The organism is Mycolicibacterium baixiangningiae, from assembly GCF_016313185.1.
Classification (GTDB): Bacteria; Actinomycetota; Actinomycetes; order Mycobacteriales; family Mycobacteriaceae; genus Mycobacterium; species Mycobacterium baixiangningiae.
Window position 1 is genome coordinate 4,747,064 of the sequence record NZ_CP066218.1, and the last position, 13,438, is coordinate 4,760,501.

The following is a 13,438-nucleotide window of genomic DNA, read 5'->3' on the forward strand; positions in this document are numbered from 1 at the left end:
CGTCCGGCATCAGAAGGGTGGGGGTTTGGTGCGTTCGGCGACGAAGGCGTCGTTGAGGCGGCGTTCGATGTCGATGCGGTAGGCGCGGTCTTTGGCTCGGCTGCGGCGGCGTTTGGGCATGTTGACGCCGCTGTGGGGTGTCGGCGCCTTGGTGATCTTCGGGATGGGCGCGGTGGGGGTGCACAGGGTGGGGAACAGCAGTGCGCTGCCGGGTTGGGTGATGTGGGTTTGACCGTTGGGTGCGGTCCAGATGACGGTGCCGTCGGGGAGTTGTTCGTCGTGCCAGCCGGTTTTGCCGGTCCAGAAAGTCTTGAGTAAGTGGTGTTTTCGGCATAAACATTTGAGATTGGACGCGCACGTGGGCCCGGCCGGATAGGGCACGGTGTGGTCGATGTCGGTCACGTAAGCGGGTTTGTCGCAGCCGGGGAAGCGGCAGGTCAGATCGCGGCAGCGCACGAAGTCCTGGAGTGCTGTGGAGGGGTCGTGGCGGGGTTCGGGGGGAGCGTCGCCGGGGTGTTGGAGCTGACGGAGCTTGGCGCGGTCGAGGAAGGCGGGCAGCACCACCGGGCTCAACACCCCGCCACCGATGACGAACGCCGCTGCGGGAGTGGGAGAGGGCTGTGGCGTGGGTGCAGGGTCGAGGTCGGCCGGCTTGCACTCGGCCGAAAACCCTTGTTGCGGCTCGGCGTCGGGCTCCTCGCCAACGGGCTCCGCGCCGGTCGGCTCGTCCTCGCACACGGCGTCATCCGGATCGACAGGCTCGATAGGATCGACAGGCTCGGCAGGTTCGGGGTCTTCGGCCGCGGAATCGTCCTCGGTGTCCTTTTCAGCGCTACGGGCCTGTGCGGCGGCGAGGGCTTCTTCGGTGGTGATGAGGTGGATGACGACGGTGGGGGCGGGGCGGTCGGGGGTGGTGGCGGGGCAGTCGGGGTTGTCGCATTCGCAGCGCAGCGGCTGTCCGGTGGACAGGGCGGCGAAGGCGTCGTTGCGGCGTTCTTTGAGGGTGCGGGGGTCATCGGGGCATACGGTGCGGGCCAGGTCTTCGACGTGTTGTTCGAGGGCGACACCGTCGGGGCTGTACATGCGGGCGTAGACGGTCATCATCCCGGCGGCATCGGTGATGGTGCCGAATTGCAGGTCGCGGGTGTGGGTGGCGGGTTCGCGGCGGCGCAGGGCGGCGGGGTCGTGGATTTCGACCAGGGCGTCGATGGCTTCTTCGGTCTTGGCCTGGGATTTGGGTCCCCAGCAGGTGACTTGCTCGGCCAGGGCGGCGTCCACGGCGGCCATGGCGTCGGGGTCGGTGATCAGGTAGGTGCGGTAGACGATGGCGCGGATCAACAGGTCGCTGATCAGGCCGGCTTCAAAGAGTGCGGCGACGTGGGGGAATCGGTTGGCGAGCAGGACTCCGCGTTGGGTTTGGGTTGAGGCGAGTCGGTCGGTGATGTGGTGGGCGGCGGCCAGTTCACTCAGGACCGAGGTTTCGGGGTCGATGAACCAGTTCTCCCGCTCTTCGGCGTCGTCGATGCCGGTGCGGCGGCGGAACACTTCGGCCATCGCGGCGAGCTTGCGGGCGGCGGCGGCGGATTCGACGCGTCCCCACCCGGCGGAGGCGGCGACGATTTCCGCGTCACTCAACGCGGAGAAGGCCCCGATCTCGGGTAACGAACCATCGAACATACTGGCGATTCTAGCCACGGGGTCTGACACCCCTCGAAGCGAAAACCCAAAGCCTGTGGACGAATTCGCCGCTGTGGACAATCAGCGCCGGAACTCAGCCCGAAGCCCGCGCGAACGCGCTCGGCGACGACCCGGTCATGCGGGTGAACGCGGTGGTGAACGCACTCGCCGACAGGTAGCCCGTCCGGCGCGCCACCTCGGCCATCGACACATCCTCAATGCGAAGCATGTCCTTCGCCAACGCCATCCGCCACTGGGTCAGATACTGCATGGGCGGCATACCCATTGTGCGGCTGAACCTTTCGGCGAACACCGCCCGTGAGACGCCGGCCGCTCGCGCAAGCCGTTCGACCGTCCACCCGAAAGCGATGTCGGCGTGCATCGCCCGAAGAGCCGGCGCCAGCAGAGGATCGTCCAGCCCCGCGAGCAGCCCACGCTCCACACCCTCCACCGGTGCGGCTCGCAGCCGCATCGCCTCGACCAGCAGCACTTCCACCAGCCGCACGAGGATGAGATCGCACGGCGCCAGCGACTCGGTCTCCTCGCCGATGAGCGAGACGATGCGGCGTAACCGGGACGCCCGAGGATCGTCGCGACGCACCAGGACGATCTCCGGCAGCAGCGGCGCCAGCAGCGCGGCGTTCTCCGGCTCGAACCGGAAGTACCCGCCCAGCATCCGCATGGTGGCGGCCCCGTTGGGGTCACCGTGCCGCGCCTCCCCGTTCACCGGCTGCACAGCCCGCACCGTGGGGATGGCGCCGTGCCCGCTCGACATCACGAACCCAGGCATGTCCGTCAGGAGCATGAAGTCGCCGTCGTGCAGCTCGATTGGTTCGTGGTCGTCGAGCCGCAGCAGGCAGGTGCCCTCGAGCATCACGCAGAACGCTGGATCGGCGTAGCGCGCCTCGCGCACGCTCCACTCGCCGGCCCCGCTGATGATCTTCGACTCGACCGTCTTCGGCCGCAGCAGAGACACCAGCGTCTCGACCGGCCCCAACCCGTCGTCAGGGTTCACACCCCACAAGCTATTAGGCGGAAGCAGCCAACGCCACCGCATCCGCCCCGGCCGGAAACCTCAGGCGCCCCGACGTGTCACCAGCGGCACGAAACACGACATCCGCGACATCGGAAGGCTCGGTCACCGCACCCGGCGAGCTGAAGGCGGCGAAGACCGGCTCCGCGAACGCCGCATAGGACTCGGGGACCACGCCGTCCATACGCTGACTTCCGTTGGCCGCGAACCGCGTCGACGGACCGTAACCCGGCTCGACCAGTTTCGCTCGCACGCCGAAGAAGTCGAGCTCCAGCGCAAGCGACGCGGTGAACCCCTCGATGGCCATTTTGCTCGCGGTGTAGACGGCCGTGAGCGGCATCGCCGCCAGCGTCACGCTGGACGTCACGTTCACCACTACTCCCGATCGCCGTTCGCGCATCTGCGGTACGACGGCCTGGGTCATGGCCATCACCCCGAAGGTGTTGGTTTCGAACAACTCCCGCACCAAGGACATGGGCATCGCCTCGAATGCGCCGACGGCCCCGATGCCTGCGTTGTTGACGAGCACATCGATGGGTCCGCTCGACGCCACCGCCTCGGAGATGCTGGCCGGGTCCGTCACGTCGAGCGGCAGCACGGTCAGCCGCTCCCCCGGCGCCAACACCTCGTCGCGAGGTGTGCGCATGGTGGCGATGACGTTCCAGCCCTCGCGGTGGAACCGCTGCGCGGTCGCGAGTCCGTAGCCTGAGGAGCAACCGGTGATGAGTACTGTTTTCATACTCGGAGACGCTATGGCCGCACAGGCCGACGCGAAATAACGCGGCGTCCGGGATTCTTCACCGTTCGTCTGGCCCAAACGGCAGCCCCCAGAATGCGAGAAGACCCCGACACACCGGAGTGTGCGGGGTCTTCTGCGGACGTGTCAGGACAGCTCGGTGGCCGAACCGCCTGCCGCCGTGATCTTTTCGCGGGCGCTACCGCTGAACTTGTGCGCGGAGACGTTGACCGCGGAGGTCAGCTTGCCGTCGCCGAGCACCTTCACCAGCGTGTTCTTGCGAACGGCACCCGATGCCACCAGCTCGTCGAGCCCGATGTCACCACCGTTCGGGAACAGCCGGCCGAGGTCGCCGACGTTGATGACGGCGTACTCGGTGCGGAAGCGGTTACGGAAGCCCTTGAGCTTCGGAAGCCGCATGTGGATCGGCATCTGGCCGCCCTCGAAGCCCGCGGGGACGTTCTTGCGGGCCCCGGTGCCCTTGGTGCCACGGCCCGAGGTCTTACCCTTCGAGCCCTCACCGCGGCCGAGACGCGTCTTCGCGGTCTTGGACCCTGGCGCGGGGCGCAGGTCGTGGAGTTTGATCGGTTGTGTCATCGTCTCAGACCTCCTCTACGACGACGAGGTGATGCACGGCCTTGATGAGGCCGCGGGTCTGCGCGTTGTCCTCACGGACCACCGACTGGCGGATCTTCCGCAAGCCGAGTGTGCGCAGGCTTTCCCGCTGATTCCAGCGCGCACCGATGGTGCCACGGATCTGGGTGATCTTCAGTTCAGCCATGATTACGCCGACCCTTCACGTGCCGAGGACGCGGCGAGCGCGTCAGCCTCACGACGGGCCCTGAGCATGCGGGGCGGTGCGACGTCCTCGAGGGCCAGGCCACGACGGGCCGCAACCTCTTCCGGACGCTGGATCATCTTCAGCGCGGCAACGGTGGCATGCACCACGTTGATCGCGTTGTCGCTGCCCAGCGATTTGGCGAGGATGTCGTGCACGCCGGCGCATTCCAGCACCGCGCGAGCCGCACCACCGGCGATCACACCGGTACCGGGGCTCGCCGGACGCAGCATGACGACGCCCGCGGCGGCCTCACCCTGCACCGGGTGGACGATCGTCCCGCCGATGAGCGGTACGCGGAAGAAGCCCTTACGAGCCTCCTCGACACCCTTGGCGATGGCGGCCGGAACTTCCTTGGCCTTGCCGTATCCGACACCGACCATGCCGTTGCCGTCGCCGACGATCACCAGGGCGGTGAAGCTGAAGCGACGGCCGCCCTTGACCACCTTGGAGACGCGGTTGATCGAGACGACGCGCTCCAGGTAATTGCTCTTGTCGCCACCGTCACGGCCGCCACGGCCGCCACGGTCGTCGCGGCGTCCGCGACCATCACGGTCACCCCGTCCGCCGCGGCCGTCGGATGTCGCCGGCGCGGCACCAGTTGCCTGCTCGGCCATCATGCAGTCCTTCCAGTCTTGTACACGTCGGTCATCAGAACTTCAGCCCGCCTTCACGCGCGGCGTCGGCCAGCGCGGCGATACGACCGCCGTAGGTGTAGCCACCACGGTCGAACACCACCTCGTCGATACCGGCTGCCTTCGCGCGCTCGGCGATCAGTTGACCGACCCGCACGCTGTGCGCCTTCTTGTCACCGTCGACCGCCCGCACGTCACCCTCGATCGAGGAGGCGGCGGCCAGCGTCGTGCCGGTGAGGTCGTCCACCAACTGTACGTGGATGTGCCGCGAGGAGCGGTGCACGACCAGACGCGGCCGTGCATCGGTACCGGCGACCTTCTTGCGCAGCCGCGCGTGACGGCGGATGCGGTCCCGCCGGCGAGTCTGCGAGATGTTCGCCCCGACCGGCTTGTGCTGCTTGGTTGCTTCAGCTGTAGCCATGTCTACTTACCTGTCTTTCCGACCTTGCGGCGGATCTGCTCACCCTCGTACCGCACGCCCTTGCCCTTGTAAGGATCGGGGCGGCGCAGGCGGCGGACAATCGCCGAGATCTGGCCGACTTTCTGCTTGTCGATACCCGTGATCGAGAATTTGGTGGGCGTCTCGACCGCGAAGGTGATGCCCTCCGGCGGCTCGATGACCACGGGATGGCTGAAGCCCAGGGCGAACTCGAGGTTCGATCCCTTGAGCGCGACGCGGTAACCGACGCCGTAAATCTCCATCTTCGTGGTGTAGCCCTGCGTGACACCCTCGACCAGGTTGGCCACCAGGGTGCGCGACAGGCCGTGCAACGAACGGTTGCGCCGCTCGTCGTTGGGCCGGGTCACCACGATGTCGCCTGCGTCATCACGTGCCACTGCGATCGGTTCGGCGACGGCCAGCGACAGGGTCCCCTTGGGCCCCTTCACCGATACGTTCTGGCCTTCGATCGTGACATCGACTCCGGCGGGAACCGGAACCGGCTGCTTACCAATACGCGACATGTTTCCTACCCCCTCACCACACGTAGGCGAGGACTTCGCCGCCCACGCCGGATCGTGCTGCCTGACGGTCGGTGAGCAGGCCGGACGACGTGGAGATGATCGCCACGCCCAGGCCACCGAGCACGCGGGGCAGATTGGTCGACTTCGCGTAGACCCGCAGACCGGGCTTGGACACCCGTCGCAGGCCGGCGATGCTGCGCTCACGGCTCGGGCCGTACTTGAGCTGGACCACCAGGGACTTGCCCACGCGGGCGTCCTCGGTGTGGAAATCGGAGATGTAGCCCTCCGACTTGAGGATCTCGGCGATGTTCGCCTTGATCTTGCTGTGTGGCAGCGTCACTTCGTCGTGATACGCCGAGTTGGCGTTGCGCAGACGTGTCAAGAAGTCTGCGATCGGGTCCGTCATGGTCATGACAGCCGGTTCACCTTCCTCGCGACGGTTCCCATGTCAGGCCTGTCGCGCATGTTGTTTGTCGTTGGTTTGGCTGTTACCAGCTGGACTTCTGCACACCGGGCAGTTCGCCGGCGTGGGCCATCTCGCGCAGGCAGATCCGGCACAGGCCGAACTTGCGGAAGACAGCGTGCGGACGACCGCAGCGCTGGCAGCGGGTGTAGCCCCGCACCTTGAACTTCGGCTTCTTGTTGGCCTTGTTGACCAGTGCTTTCTTTGCCATCAGCTCAGTTCTCCTTGAAGGGGAAACCCAGCGCCCGCAACAGCGCCCGTCCCTCGTCGTCGGTTGTCGCCGAGGTGACGACGGTGATGTCCATGCCGCGCGGGCGGTCGATGCTGTCCACGTCGATCTCGTGGAACATCGACTGCTCGGTGAGGCCGAAGGTGTAGTTGCCGGTGCCGTCGAACTGCTTGGGGTTCAGGCCGCGGAAGTCACGGATACGCGGGAGCGCGATGGCGACGAGGCGGTCCAGGAACTCCCACATGCGGTCCCCGCGCAGGGTCACGCGGGCGCCGATGGGCATGCCCTCGCGCAGCTTGAACTGGGCGATGGACTTGCGGGCCCGACGGATCTCCGGCTTCTGACCGGTGATCAGCGCGAGATCGTTGACGGCGCCGTTGATCAGCTTCGCGTCGCGGGCGGCGTCGCCGACACCCATGTTCACGACGACCTTCACGACGCCCGGGATCTGCATCACGTTGGCGTAGCCGAACTGCTCTTGCAGCGAGCCGCGGATCTCTTCGCGGTAGCGCTGCTTCAGGCGCGGGAGGGTCTTCTCTGCGGTAGTCATCTCAGATGTCCTTGCCGTTGCGCTTGGAGACGCGCACCTTCTTGCCGGTCTCGTCGTCGACGCGGTAGCCGATGCGGGTGGGGTTGCCGTCCGAGTCGACGACCATCACGTTCGAGACGTGGATCGGCGCCTCCTGCGTGACGATGCCGCCCGACGATGCGCCGCGCTCGTTGGCGGACTGCGCGGTGTGCTTCTTGATGCGGTTGACGCCTTCGACGAGGATCTTGTTGCGCGTGGGGTAGGCCTGGATGACCTTGCCCTTGGCGCCCTTGTCCTTACCGGAGACCACCAGAACGGTGTCGCCCTTGTGGACCTTCATCTACAACACCTCCGGGGCGAGCGAGACGATCTTCATGAAGCGCTTCTCACGCAGCTCGCGGCCCACGGGGCCGAAGATGCGGGTGCCACGCGGATCGTTGTCGTTCTTGATGATCACGGCGGCGTTCTCGTCGAACCGGATGTAGCTGCCGTCGGCGCGACGGCGTTCCTTGACGGTGCGCACGATGACGGCCTTGACGACGTCGCCACGTTTGACGTTGGCGCCGGGGATGGCTTCCTTGACGGTGGCCACGATGACGTCACCGATGCCGGCGTATCGCCGGCCTGAGCCACCGAGCACACGGATGCACAAGATCTCCTTGGCGCCCGTGTTGTCGGCGACCTTCAACCGCGATTCCTGCTGAATCACTCGATCTCCTGACCTGGTTATGTCTGCACGCCAGATACCGACCTGACGTACGCGGTCCTTGCTGTCACCGAAGAGCACGCAGGGCTGATCTTTCGATGAGCGCTTGCGCGAAGAGCTACATCACAGGATCGGCCGAGGTCTGCCCAAGGCAACCGCTTGATTCTAGGTGAGGACCTGCGGAGAACCAAATCGCCGCAGGTGGCGCGCTACTCCGAGGCCATCGCCGGCGGTCGGCGCGCATGGTGCTCGGTGAGCTGCTGGTAGGCGGCCGCGACGCTGAGCACTGTCGCGACGTCACGGCCGGCGATCTGCAGACCGACAGGGAGACCGTTCTCCACGGTGCCACACGGCACCGTGGCGGCCGCGAATCCACACCAGCTGAACGGTCCGCACAGCCGCATCAGCGTCTCGATCACGCCTGCGCGGCCGGGGGCGCTCGGATCGTGTCGGCAGTCGTCGACCAGGGGCGCAGGCACCGGTGTCGTCGGCAGCACGATCGCGTTGAGGCCCGCCATGCCGGCCAACAGGCGCTGTTCCAGCCGCTCGAGTTCCGCGGCGGCCGCGGCCCGCTGCGCCTGAGTGATCCGCTCGGCCTGCCTCAGGTAGCCCGCCACCTCGTCGCTGTACAGCTCGCTGCGCTGGGGATACCACCCGGCCGCTCGGTGGATGTCGAGGAAGTCGGCGAGCACGTAGACCGCCCGCGGTGCGCTCCACGCGCCGAACGGCGGCACCGCCGCCGGCGTCACTGCTGCGCCGGCGTCGCCAAGCACAGCGGCCGCCCGCGCCAGGAGGTCGTCGACGCCGTCACCCAATCCCCCGGTATCAGCGGATGCCACCACGCCGATACGCAGACCTCGCACCGATTCACGCAGCGCCAACCCCCGCCCGGACAACACCTCGAACAGGAGTGCAAGATCCGCCGCGTCCCGCGCGATTGGGCCGCAGGTGTCCAACCGCGGGGAGAACGGGATCAGCCCGTCCACCGGAATGTCCCCGCGGGCCGGTCGCAGCCCCGAGACACCGCACAACGCCGACGGCACCCGGATCGACCCGCCGGTGTCGGAGCCGAGCGCGGCGAGGCACTGCCCGGAGGCGACGGCGGCCGCGGAACCGCCGCTCGAGCCGCCCGGAATGTGTTCGAGATTCCATGGATTGCGCGTCGGCGGGGTCACCACACCGTGCGCGAACTCGTGAGTGGCGGTCTTGCCGAGGATGAGTGCTCCCGCCGCCCGCAGACGGCGGACCGCCGGGGCGTCGATCGCCGCGTTGGTGGGGTCACTAGCCCGCGACCCGCCGCGGGTGGGCATCCCGGCGACGTCGATGACATCTTTGACCGCCACCGGAATGCCGTGCAGCGGCCCCCGGAACTCACCTGCGGCCGCCTCCCGGGTGAGCTGCCCGGCCTCGTGGCGGACCCGCTCCTCGTCGAAGGCCACGAAGGCCCGCACTTCCGGATCCACGTGCCGCATTCGCGCGATCGAGCACTCCAGCAGTTCCGTCGGGCTGAGATCGCCGCTCCTGATCGAGCGTCCCGCGGCCCTGACAGTGATCACCAGATCACCGCCGCCACAACGACACTGAGCAGCAGACCTGCGACCACCGGCAGGAACAGTCGGCGCGCCAGAGTGGTGACGGGAACACCGGTGAACCCGGCGACGGCGATGAGCGACGACCAGATGATCAGCGTGCCGCCGCCGGTCCAGCCCGCGGCGTTCTGAGCGATGGCCGCGAACGTCGCGGTGGTTTCCGGGCCGGAGGAGTGCGAAAGCGCCTCGGCCAGTCCACCGGTGAACGGAAGGCCGGTCCAGCCGGAGCCGTCCAACCCGATCAGCATGCCGATGATCAGCATCGCGAACATGATCAGCACGGGGTTGTCGGGAATGAAGCGTTCACCGCTGAGGATGAGGTCGAACAGGAACGACGGCGCCTCCTGATCCTCGGGCAGCAGCATGATGCGGCCGGCGAAGTCGGAGATGCCGATCAGGACGAAGCCGGCCACGGGAATCACCGCGCCCATGGCCCGGAAGGCGAAGACCAGTCCGTCGACGAAGTGCTTGCCGACGTGCTCGATGCCGTCCTTACCGGACGTGGCCAGAGCCAGCGCGAGCGTGATGATCAACGCCAGCCCGCCCACCAGCGCAGCACCGCTGCCGCTGTCGACCGCGGGAGCCCAATCCGTCAGCTTGCCAAGGATCATGAACAACACCAGGGCGCCGAAGGCGATCGGCACGATCACCGCGAACATGCGCGGCCGCAGCCCGTCGGCGACCGCACCGGTGACGGGGTCGCCGAAATCACCTGCGCCGTTGCCGTTTACGCCGTTGCCGTTCGCGCCGGTGCCGTTCGCGCCGTTGCCGGATGCGTTGCGCCGCTTCGTCACCAGCGCCGACCCCACGGCGACGGGGATGTCTTCCACCCGCGCGCTCGACACGGTGTGTGCGACAGCGGCCCGCGGGTACGGGATCAGGCGCCGAATCCGCTGCACCGCCCCACCCCGCACGTAGAGCAGGAACGTGATGGTGACGGCCACTGCCCCCACCACCCAGCTCAAGATCAGAGCGCGGTTGGCGATGAGATCCGCAGGCACACCCGCCCCGCTCGCGGACAGACCCGGCGCCACGCCGATCACGTAGTCGGAGGCGAGCGCCATGCCCTGCCCCGCGATCGCGACCGCCATCGCGGCGGCCAGCGGTGACAGCCCGGCCCGCATCGCCGCAGGCAACAGGAACGGAGCGATCAGGGCGAGCGCAGGCGTCGGCCACAGCACCATCGACAACACATAGGTCACACCGAACAGCACGAAGTACGACACCACACTGTTGGTCATGAGCCGCGCAATCGGCGCGACCATCAACTGTTCGGCGCCAACGGTTTTCATCACCCCCACCATCGCCATCACGGCGGCCATGACGAGAAAGATGTTGAGGAATTCGGTGGTCGCGACCGCGGTCGCGCTGAACACGCTGCCGATTGCGTCGGCGATGTCACCGGTGTAGACGACGGTGGTGGCGAACGTCGCGATGATCGCGGGCACCACCACGCTCTTGCGCGCAACCATGAAGCCGATCAGTGAGACCACGCCCGCCAGATACACCCAGTGCGCCGCGGCGAGTTGCATGCTGCCTCCAAATGCGTAGGGGGATCCGTCCGTCTGGCACATCCGCGATGCCTGTTGTCCACATCACATCGGAGACGCTATGGAGTGCTGCGCACAAAGGCAAAGGACATAACGTCCCTGTCTGCGTGATCTTGTTAGGCACCGTGCACGGGGTCGGTGACGGCCGCGATCAGTGCCACCTCCACCGGTGCCCCGGACGGCAGAGTCGCCACCCCGATTGCGGCTCGCGCAGGTAGCGCCGACGGAGCGAGCGTGCGTGCTATCGCCGCGGATGCGCCGTCGGCGACAGCGGACAGGTCTGTGAAACCTGTTGCTGCGACGATGTATACGGTCATCTGCAGGCACCGCAATCCAGCACCGGACGGCACCACCGACCACGCGGCCGCAATCGCGTTGGCTGCGGCGAGGGCGGCCGCGGACCTCCCCTGCTCCAATGACAACTGCCCGCCCACGGCGCCGGTGAGAACCAGCCGACCGTCGCGACGCGGCGTCATCCCCGCGGTGTAGACCACGCCCGCGTGCAGCACTGCCGGAACGTAGTCGCCCTGCGGTGCGGGCGCCTCAGTCGACACCGATCGCCACCCCCTCCTGACGGGGATCGGCCGCCCCGGACAGCACACCGTCGTCGTCGCGCGAAATGACTTGTGCGCTGCCCTCGGCACCGAATTCGGGCTGCTCGACGACGGGGTGACCGAGTCCGCGAAGCGCCGCACGCACCTCGGCGGGTACGCCGGCCTCCATGCGCAGCTCGTCGGGCCTGCCGATGGCGTTCGCGTCCGAGCCGGGAAAGACCGTGAACCGCGGGGCGGATACGGCCTGAGCCGGGTCGAGCCCGTGGTCGACCAGATGCGAGATGAGCTGCATGTTCCACTGCACCTGCCCGTCGCCGCCCGGGGTGTTGCCGACGTGGCGGAGCCGACCCTGCTCGTCGGTGACGATCCAGGCATTGAGGGTGTGCAACGGTTTGCGGCGGGGCGCCACCTCGTTGGGATGCCCAGGGATCAGGTAGGCGCCGCGGCCGAGCCGGTTGTTGAGCACGACGCCGGTGCCAGGCACGGTCAGACTCGCCCCGAAGGTCAGGGCCAGCGAATGGATGAACCCGACGGCACGGCCCTCGTGGTCGACGGCGACGGTGGAGGTGGTGTCCCCGGCGCTGACCGGTGCCGCCGCTCGCGCCGGCGTACCGGCACGCTGAGCGGCGATGCGTTCCGGAGCGAGCAGCGCGAGAGCTGCGCCGTTGTCCGCGCCGCACAGCGCAAGGCGGTCCTCGAACGCGAGGCGCGCCGCATGGGCCAGCCGGTCGATCGCCTCGGCGGACATCCACTCCGTCGAGCGGAGAACGCCGTCGCACAGCGCCGCCTGTTGCAGCACCATCCATCCCGGCGTGGGCAGCGGCGTCTGGTGAATCGTGGCGCCCGCATAGTGGCCGGTGATCGACGGTTCCGGCGCCACCGCGGCTCCGGCCGCCCATTCGTCCCCGGAGAACGGCGCGCCTCCCGCCCGCAGCGTCTCTACCGCACGTTCGGCGAACTCTCCGGTGTAGAACGACGCCGGATCGGCGGCCACCGCCCGGATGGTGCGCGCCAGTTCGGGCTGTCTCACCAGCGTGCCGACCCGCGCCGGCGCCGCACCGCGGGTGTACACCGCGGCCAAACCGGCGTCAGATCGAATGGGAGCCAACGCTTCCCGTACGTCACGGGCGGTCTTCGCCGAACACAGCAGGCCTCGCTCGGCGGTGCGCGCGGCCGGCTCCCACAGCTCCGTCAGCGGTCGCGTCGCCCCGCCCGCGTGCAGAGCGGACAGCGCCGCAGGCGCGCCGGGGACGGTCACCGCGAGCGCGCCGTCCAGCGGGATCGCGGTGAGACCGCGGTCGCGGTAGAACTCGGACACCCCGCCGTCGGGTCCGAAACCCGATCCGCCGACGGTCCACACGCGGCCGTCGGGTTCGTAGACGATCGCGAACGCGTCGCCGCCGATGCCGCACTGTCCGGGCAGCGTCAACCAGGTGGCCGCCGCCATCGCCAGAGTGGCGTCGATCGCGTTGCCGCCTGCGGCGAGGACCTGGGCCCCGGCGAAGCTCGCGGCGGGATGACTGGAGCTGACCATGGCGCCCGCCGACAACGCGGGCGGCCGCGGCGGGGCGGACACTATGCGCCCCGGCGCGACCGGCGCCGTGGCCCCTCGGGAACGTCCTCGGCGCTCACGCCGACGAAGATCTCGCCGTCGCGCTCCTGCACCGGGTAGGTCTTGATGGGTTCGGTGGCAGGCGGGCAGATCGGCTCACCGGTCTCGAGGTCGAATGCGCTGCCGTGGCAGGAACATCCGATGCCGTCGTCGACGAGCTTGCCCGACGAGAGCAGGCAGTCCAGGTGGGTGCAGTAGTTCGACGTCGCGTAGGCCTTCCCGTTCAGGCGGGCGACCGCGAACTCGTGGTCGTCGGCGAAGAACCGCCGCACGATCCCCTCCGGCACCTGGCCGGAGCGGGCGACTCGTTTGAATTCCATTGCT

At 68.0% G+C, this 13,438-nt stretch carries 18 protein-coding genes; all 18 read right to left on the reverse strand.

Translation table 11 applies throughout. The features are described 5' to 3' along the window. Nucleotides 1-9: 9 nt before the first annotated feature. Nucleotides 10-1,677, reverse strand: a complete 1,668-nt coding sequence (locus I7X18_RS22445) for an HNH endonuclease signature motif containing protein (RefSeq protein ID WP_193046185.1) — start codon at nt 1,675-1,677, stop codon at nt 10-12. A 94-nt stretch (nt 1,678-1,771) separates the two neighbouring features. Then, nucleotides 1,772-2,734 (reverse strand): helix-turn-helix transcriptional regulator, encoded by a 963-nt coding sequence (locus I7X18_RS22450; RefSeq protein ID WP_193046186.1) that lies wholly within the window; start codon nt 2,732-2,734, stop codon nt 1,772-1,774. Then, nucleotides 2,706-3,449: an SDR family oxidoreductase gene (locus I7X18_RS22455; protein WP_193046187.1), complete on the reverse strand. Its 744-nt coding sequence runs from the start codon at nt 3,447-3,449 to the stop codon at nt 2,706-2,708. The genes I7X18_RS22450 and I7X18_RS22455 overlap by 29 nt, the downstream gene beginning before the upstream one ends. A gap of 144 nt (nt 3,450-3,593) precedes the next feature. Further along, nucleotides 3,594-4,043: a 50S ribosomal protein L15 gene (gene rplO / locus I7X18_RS22460; protein ID WP_193046188.1), complete on the reverse strand. Its 450-nt coding sequence runs from the start codon at nt 4,041-4,043 to the stop codon at nt 3,594-3,596. Between the two features lie 4 nt (nt 4,044-4,047). Next, nucleotides 4,048-4,227, reverse strand: a complete 180-nt coding sequence (gene rpmD / locus I7X18_RS22465; RefSeq protein ID WP_193046189.1) for a 50S ribosomal protein L30 — start codon at nt 4,225-4,227, stop codon at nt 4,048-4,050. Nucleotides 4,228-4,229: 2 nt separating this feature from the next. Beyond that, complete coding sequence (gene rpsE / locus I7X18_RS22470; RefSeq protein ID WP_193046190.1) at nt 4,230-4,904, reverse strand: 30S ribosomal protein S5; 675 nt, start codon at nt 4,902-4,904, stop codon at nt 4,230-4,232. A 31-nt stretch (nt 4,905-4,935) separates the two neighbouring features. Continuing rightward, nucleotides 4,936-5,340 carry a 50S ribosomal protein L18 gene (gene rplR, locus I7X18_RS22475; protein ID WP_226863524.1) on the reverse strand — a complete coding sequence of 135 codons (405 nt, stop codon included), beginning with the start codon at nt 5,338-5,340 and terminating at the stop codon, nt 4,936-4,938. Nucleotides 5,341-5,342: 2 nt separating this feature from the next. Beyond that, complete coding sequence (gene rplF, locus I7X18_RS22480) at nt 5,343-5,882, reverse strand: 50S ribosomal protein L6 (RefSeq protein WP_193046191.1); 540 nt, start codon at nt 5,880-5,882, stop codon at nt 5,343-5,345. A 13-nt stretch (nt 5,883-5,895) separates the two neighbouring features. After that, a complete protein-coding gene (gene rpsH / locus I7X18_RS22485; protein WP_193046192.1) occupies nt 5,896-6,294 on the reverse strand; it encodes a 30S ribosomal protein S8 in 399 nt (132 codons plus the stop codon). A 76-nt stretch (nt 6,295-6,370) separates the two neighbouring features. Beyond that, complete coding sequence (locus I7X18_RS22490; protein WP_011558444.1) at nt 6,371-6,556, reverse strand: type Z 30S ribosomal protein S14; 186 nt, start codon at nt 6,554-6,556, stop codon at nt 6,371-6,373. Between the two features lie 4 nt (nt 6,557-6,560). After that, complete coding sequence (gene rplE / locus I7X18_RS22495; protein ID WP_193046193.1) at nt 6,561-7,124, reverse strand: 50S ribosomal protein L5; 564 nt, start codon at nt 7,122-7,124, stop codon at nt 6,561-6,563. 1 nt (nt 7,125) lies between these two features. Continuing rightward, on the reverse strand, nt 7,126-7,443 hold the full coding sequence (rplX, locus tag I7X18_RS22500) for a 50S ribosomal protein L24 (RefSeq protein WP_193046194.1): 318 nt from the start codon (nt 7,441-7,443) through the stop codon (nt 7,126-7,128). Continuing rightward, nucleotides 7,444-7,812 carry a 50S ribosomal protein L14 gene (gene rplN / locus I7X18_RS22505; protein ID WP_193046195.1) on the reverse strand — a complete coding sequence of 123 codons (369 nt, stop codon included), beginning with the start codon at nt 7,810-7,812 and terminating at the stop codon, nt 7,444-7,446. Nucleotides 7,813-8,018: 206 nt separating this feature from the next. Beyond that, on the reverse strand, nt 8,019-9,365 hold the full coding sequence (locus I7X18_RS22510) for an amidase (RefSeq protein ID WP_193046196.1): 1,347 nt from the start codon (nt 9,363-9,365) through the stop codon (nt 8,019-8,021). After that, nucleotides 9,362-10,930, reverse strand: a complete 1,569-nt coding sequence (locus I7X18_RS22515) for a permease (RefSeq protein WP_193046197.1) — start codon at nt 10,928-10,930, stop codon at nt 9,362-9,364. The genes I7X18_RS22510 and I7X18_RS22515 overlap by 4 nt, the downstream gene beginning before the upstream one ends. Nucleotides 10,931-11,064: 134 nt before the next feature. Further along, entirely contained in the window at nt 11,065-11,502 is a 438-nt protein-coding gene (locus I7X18_RS29700) for a RidA family protein (RefSeq protein ID WP_232375305.1), read from the reverse strand. Continuing rightward, nucleotides 11,492-13,036 carry a gamma-glutamyltransferase family protein gene (locus I7X18_RS29705; RefSeq protein WP_226863527.1) on the reverse strand — a complete coding sequence of 515 codons (1,545 nt, stop codon included), beginning with the start codon at nt 13,034-13,036 and terminating at the stop codon, nt 11,492-11,494. The genes I7X18_RS29700 and I7X18_RS29705 overlap by 11 nt, the downstream gene beginning before the upstream one ends. Nucleotides 13,037-13,077: 41 nt before the next feature. Further along, nucleotides 13,078-13,434 (reverse strand): Rieske (2Fe-2S) protein, encoded by a 357-nt coding sequence (locus tag I7X18_RS22525; protein ID WP_193046199.1) that lies wholly within the window; start codon nt 13,432-13,434, stop codon nt 13,078-13,080. Between the last annotated feature and the right edge of the window lie 4 nt (nt 13,435-13,438).

Excerpts from the sequence above, each read along its gene's own strand:
- rpmD (WP_193046189.1), bottom strand. The coding sequence starts at position 4,227 with ATGGCTGAACTGAAGATCACCCAGATCCGTGGCACCATCGGTGCGCGC.
- I7X18_RS22525 (WP_193046199.1), bottom strand. The coding sequence starts at position 13,434 with ATGGAATTCAAACGAGTCGCCCGCTCCGGCCAGGTGCCGGAGGGGATC.
- I7X18_RS22445 (WP_193046185.1), bottom strand. The coding sequence starts at position 1,677 with ATGTTCGATGGTTCGTTACCCGAGATCGGGGCCTTCTCCGCGTTGAGT.
- rpsE (WP_193046190.1), bottom strand. The coding sequence starts at position 4,904 with ATGATGGCCGAGCAGGCAACTGGTGCCGCGCCGGCGACATCCGACGGC.
- rpsH (WP_193046192.1), bottom strand. The coding sequence starts at position 6,294 with ATGACCATGACGGACCCGATCGCAGACTTCTTGACACGTCTGCGCAAC.
- rplF (WP_193046191.1), bottom strand. The coding sequence starts at position 5,882 with ATGTCGCGTATTGGTAAGCAGCCGGTTCCGGTTCCCGCCGGAGTCGAT.
- rplO (WP_193046188.1), bottom strand. The coding sequence starts at position 4,043 with ATGACACAACCGATCAAACTCCACGACCTGCGCCCCGCGCCAGGGTCC.
- I7X18_RS22515 (WP_193046197.1), bottom strand. The coding sequence starts at position 10,930 with ATGCAACTCGCCGCGGCGCACTGGGTGTATCTGGCGGGCGTGGTCTCA.
- rplE (WP_193046193.1), bottom strand. The coding sequence starts at position 7,124 with ATGACTACCGCAGAGAAGACCCTCCCGCGCCTGAAGCAGCGCTACCGC.
- rplX (WP_193046194.1), bottom strand. The coding sequence starts at position 7,443 with ATGAAGGTCCACAAGGGCGACACCGTTCTGGTGGTCTCCGGTAAGGAC.
- I7X18_RS29705 (WP_226863527.1), bottom strand. The coding sequence starts at position 13,036 with ATGGTCAGCTCCAGTCATCCCGCCGCGAGCTTCGCCGGGGCCCAGGTC.
- I7X18_RS22490 (WP_011558444.1), bottom strand. The coding sequence starts at position 6,556 with ATGGCAAAGAAAGCACTGGTCAACAAGGCCAACAAGAAGCCGAAGTTC.
- rplR (WP_226863524.1), bottom strand. The coding sequence starts at position 5,340 with ATGGCTACAGCTGAAGCAACCAAGCAGCACAAGCCGGTCGGGGCGAAC.
- I7X18_RS22450 (WP_193046186.1), bottom strand. The coding sequence starts at position 2,734 with ATGCGGTGGCGTTGGCTGCTTCCGCCTAATAGCTTGTGGGGTGTGAAC.
- I7X18_RS22455 (WP_193046187.1), bottom strand. The coding sequence starts at position 3,449 with ATGAAAACAGTACTCATCACCGGTTGCTCCTCAGGCTACGGACTCGCG.